A 3,467-nucleotide genomic window follows, 5' to 3' on the forward strand; every position below is an offset into this window, starting at 1 on the left:
CTGGGAGATTTATAATCAGCAGCTGCTTCCACGTTTTAATGAGATAAAAAATGATATTCGCGAACTAAGGGAAATAAACAGACAGGCAATGGTAGAAGCGCAGAGAAGTGCCAACAGCAGGGCCAATCAGGCAATTATTTATACTATTGGTTTAGCCCTACTGGTAATTGTTTTTTCTCTAATTTTTGCTTTTTACCTGACAAAACAAATTTTGCGGCCAATTAAAGAGCTGGAAAAAGGAATCAAAAAAGTTGCAGACAGGAATTTCCAGCAGCAGGTTGAAGTTGCCTCCGAAGATGAAATTGGAGTACTGGCAGATGAGTTCAATGAGATGATTGCAAAACTGCAGGAATATGAAAAACTGAATGTGAAAAAACTTTTGATGGAAAAAGAAAAGTCGGAAGCAGTAGTCAATAATTTAAGCAGCCCTTTAATAGTAACAGATCAGGACCATAAAATAGTATTAATTAATGAAACCGCCAAAAAATTATTTTCTATTAATAAGGATGTAATCGATACCCATTTTTTAGAGGTTATTCAGGCAGAAGAAATTTTTGAATATATAAAAAATCCGGAAGCAAAAGAGAAAAAAACTTTTAAGTTAAAAAAAGATGATAAAGAAAGACATTATCGGATATCTACCAGACGGGTAATTGATGAAGATGAAGAATATCAATTTACAGTTACACTTTTGGAAGACATTACAAGGTTAAAAGAAATTGACAGTATGAAGTCGGAGTTTGTATCAACCGTATCCCATGAATTTAGAACTCCCCTGACCTCAATGAACATGGGTTTAAACATGGTAATTAATGAGGATACAGGAGAATTAAATGAGGAACAGCGTGAACTGCTGGAAGCAGCCTATGAGGATGTTGAGCGGCTGACAGAATTGGTTAGTGATCTGCTTGACCTCTCAAAAATTGAGTCAGGCAGAATTGAGATGGAATTTGATAAAGTAGATATCAACGATATTATTGAAAAAACGCTCAATCCTTTTTATAAGCAGGCAGAAGAAAAAGGAATTGCGCTCAAATTTAAACAGTCAGAAGATAATGTTTTTGCCTATGCAGATCCTTCAAAAATTAGCTGGGTTATTTCAAATCTGGTTGGAAATGCACTCCGCTATGCAGATGAAGGGAAAATAGAGGTGGATGCAGAAATAAAAGGTAGAAGGGTTTTAGTTTCTGTAGCAGATAATGGTCCAGGAATTCCAAGAGAATATCAATCTAAGATCTTTGATAAATTTGTGAGAGCTGGAAATGATAAAGACGAAAAGAGTGGCACAGGGCTCGGCCTTGCTATTTCCAAAGAAATTATAACAGCCCATAATGGTAGAATATGGGTAGATAGTGAAGAAGGAGAAGGCTCAACTTTTTCATTCTATATTCCCAGATTTGGTTATCAGGAGGGGGAAAATGAGTAAAATATTAGTAGTAGATGATGAAAAAAATATTAGGCTGGTTGTAGGTAAGAGCCTGGAAAAAGCAGGTTTTGATGTCGACTATGCCGTGGATGGGGTTCAGGCTGTAGAAAAAGCTAATGATATAAACCCTGACCTGATCTTACTTGATTTAAGATTACCTAAAATGAATGGGTTTTTGGTTTTAGAAGCTTTAAAAAGTGACACTTCTACTGAAGATATACCGGTTATAATTCTTTCAGCATTATCAGAAGAGGATGATGTACAGAAAGCAATATCATTAGGTGCCGAAGATTTTTTAGTTAAACCGACCAGTCAGTGTGATCTGCTGTCAGCAGTTGAAGCTAATGTACGTGTTGAAGAAACTAATGGTGAAGAAGAAAAAAAGGAGGAAAATAATAATGAAGAATAAAGTGCTAATTGTAGATGATGAAAAGAATATACGTTTGACTTTAAAAACTGCTCTTTCTAAAGCAGGTTATGAGGTAGAAACAGCAGTTAACGGTGAAGATGGGCTAACAAAACTTAAGGGAGAAGAGATTCCCGTTGTACTGCTGGATATGAAAATGCCGGGTATGGATGGTATTCAATTTTTAAAAGAAGTAACTGAAAAAGATATTGCGACAAAGGTGATTATGATTACCGGTTATGGAAGTGTCGAAACAGCAGTAGAAACCTTAAAACTGGGAGCTGTTGATTACCTGCGTAAACCATTTAAACCAGAGGAAATAATTTCTATCGTTGAAGATGTATTTGAACGGCATGAAATGGAAAACAGCGAAAAAGAAGTTGAAAGTTTTGAAGACTATATAATGCTTGCTAAAAATGCAATCAATAAAAGAAATTTTTCCAAGGCAAAAGAAATGCTGCAGGAAGCTACCTCTGTGAATTCGGAAAAACCTGAACCATTCAATCTTTTGGGAATTATTTATGAAATGCAGCATAAACAGGCAGAAGCTATGAAGATGTACAGAACCGCTCTGGCTCTTGATCCAGGTTATAAACCTGCCAACGATAATATTGAAAGAGCAGGGGAAAGTATGGGCTCCATTGATCTGGATAATGTTAATTTTGGAGATGACGAGGAGGAAGAATAAATGTTTATAGTTATTGTGGGCTGTGGACGAACTGGTTCTATATTAGCAGGAAGTCTTTCTCGTTCCGGGCATGAGGTTGTTGTAATTGAGCATAATCCAGAATCGTTCGCTCTGCTGCCTGTTGATTTTTCTGGCTTTCAAATTGAAGGTGATGCAGCAGAAAATGATATTTTAAAAGAAGGAAAAATTGAATCTGCTGATCTGGTTATAATAAGTACTGGCAATGATCAGATAAATTATCTGGTCTCACAAATGGCTAAATTAAACTTTGATGTACCCAGGATAATGGTCAGAACAATTGACCCGGCAGTTGAAAAAATGTACGAAAATGATGAAAGAGTTGAGATTTTCTCTCAGATTTCTCTTTTAGCTGAAAATATGATCAATAAAATTGAGCGAGAAGGGATGAGGTAGGCAATGGATATCATACTTGTTGGTGGGGGTAAATTAATTTATCATCTTGCTAAAAAATTAATTTCAAAAGGACATTTTTTAACAATTATTAATAAAGATCGAAAGCAGGCTGCAGATCTGTCGAGAGAGATCAACGCAACAGTTGTTTATGGTAATGCAACTGATAAAAAGGTTTTAGATGATGCTGGAGCCTATAAAGCTGATAACTTAGTTGCCTTAACTCAAAAAGACCACAATAATCTTTTTATCTGTAAGATGGCAATGGATTATTTTGGGGTGGAAAGAGCAACTGCTCTGGTAAACAATCCGGAAAATGAGGAATTATTCAGTACTTTAGGTATTACTGGAATTTTTAATATTACCGATCTGATCAGTTCAATTATAGAACAGAGTGTAGCCTCAGATGATGTCAGCAACCTGACAATGATTGAGGAAGGAAAATTAAGTATTTTTCAGGTAGAAGTTTCTCCTGATTCAGAAGCCTGTGGGAAAGAAATTAAGGAAATCGACCTACCGCTAACTATAGTTTTAGG

The 3,467-nt window shown here is 35.9% G+C and carries 5 protein-coding genes; all 5 read left to right on the forward strand.

Annotated elements, in window-relative coordinates:
* Window positions 1–1,426, forward strand: a 1,426-nt coding sequence (locus tag CI949_RS18705; protein WP_290769202.1) for an ATP-binding protein, incomplete at its 5' end; no start/stop codon positions are given.
* A complete protein-coding gene (locus tag CI949_RS18710) occupies window positions 1,419–1,835 on the forward strand; it encodes a response regulator transcription factor (RefSeq protein ID WP_073157581.1) in 417 nt (138 codons plus the stop codon). The genes CI949_RS18705 and CI949_RS18710, both read left to right, overlap by 8 nt.
* On the forward strand, window positions 1,825–2,520 hold the full coding sequence (locus tag CI949_RS18715; RefSeq protein WP_290769205.1) for a response regulator: 696 nt from the start codon (window positions 1,825–1,827) through the stop codon (window positions 2,518–2,520). The genes CI949_RS18710 and CI949_RS18715 overlap by 11 nt, the downstream gene beginning before the upstream one ends.
* Window positions 2,521–2,934: a TrkA family potassium uptake protein gene (locus tag CI949_RS18720; protein WP_290769207.1), complete on the forward strand. Its 414-nt coding sequence runs from the start codon at window positions 2,521–2,523 to the stop codon at window positions 2,932–2,934.
* 3 nt (window positions 2,935–2,937) lie between these two features.
* The coding region (locus CI949_RS18725; protein WP_290769209.1) for a TrkA family potassium uptake protein at window positions 2,938–3,467 on the forward strand (530 nt) is incomplete at its 3' end.

This window comes from Halanaerobium sp. (genome assembly GCF_003070835.1).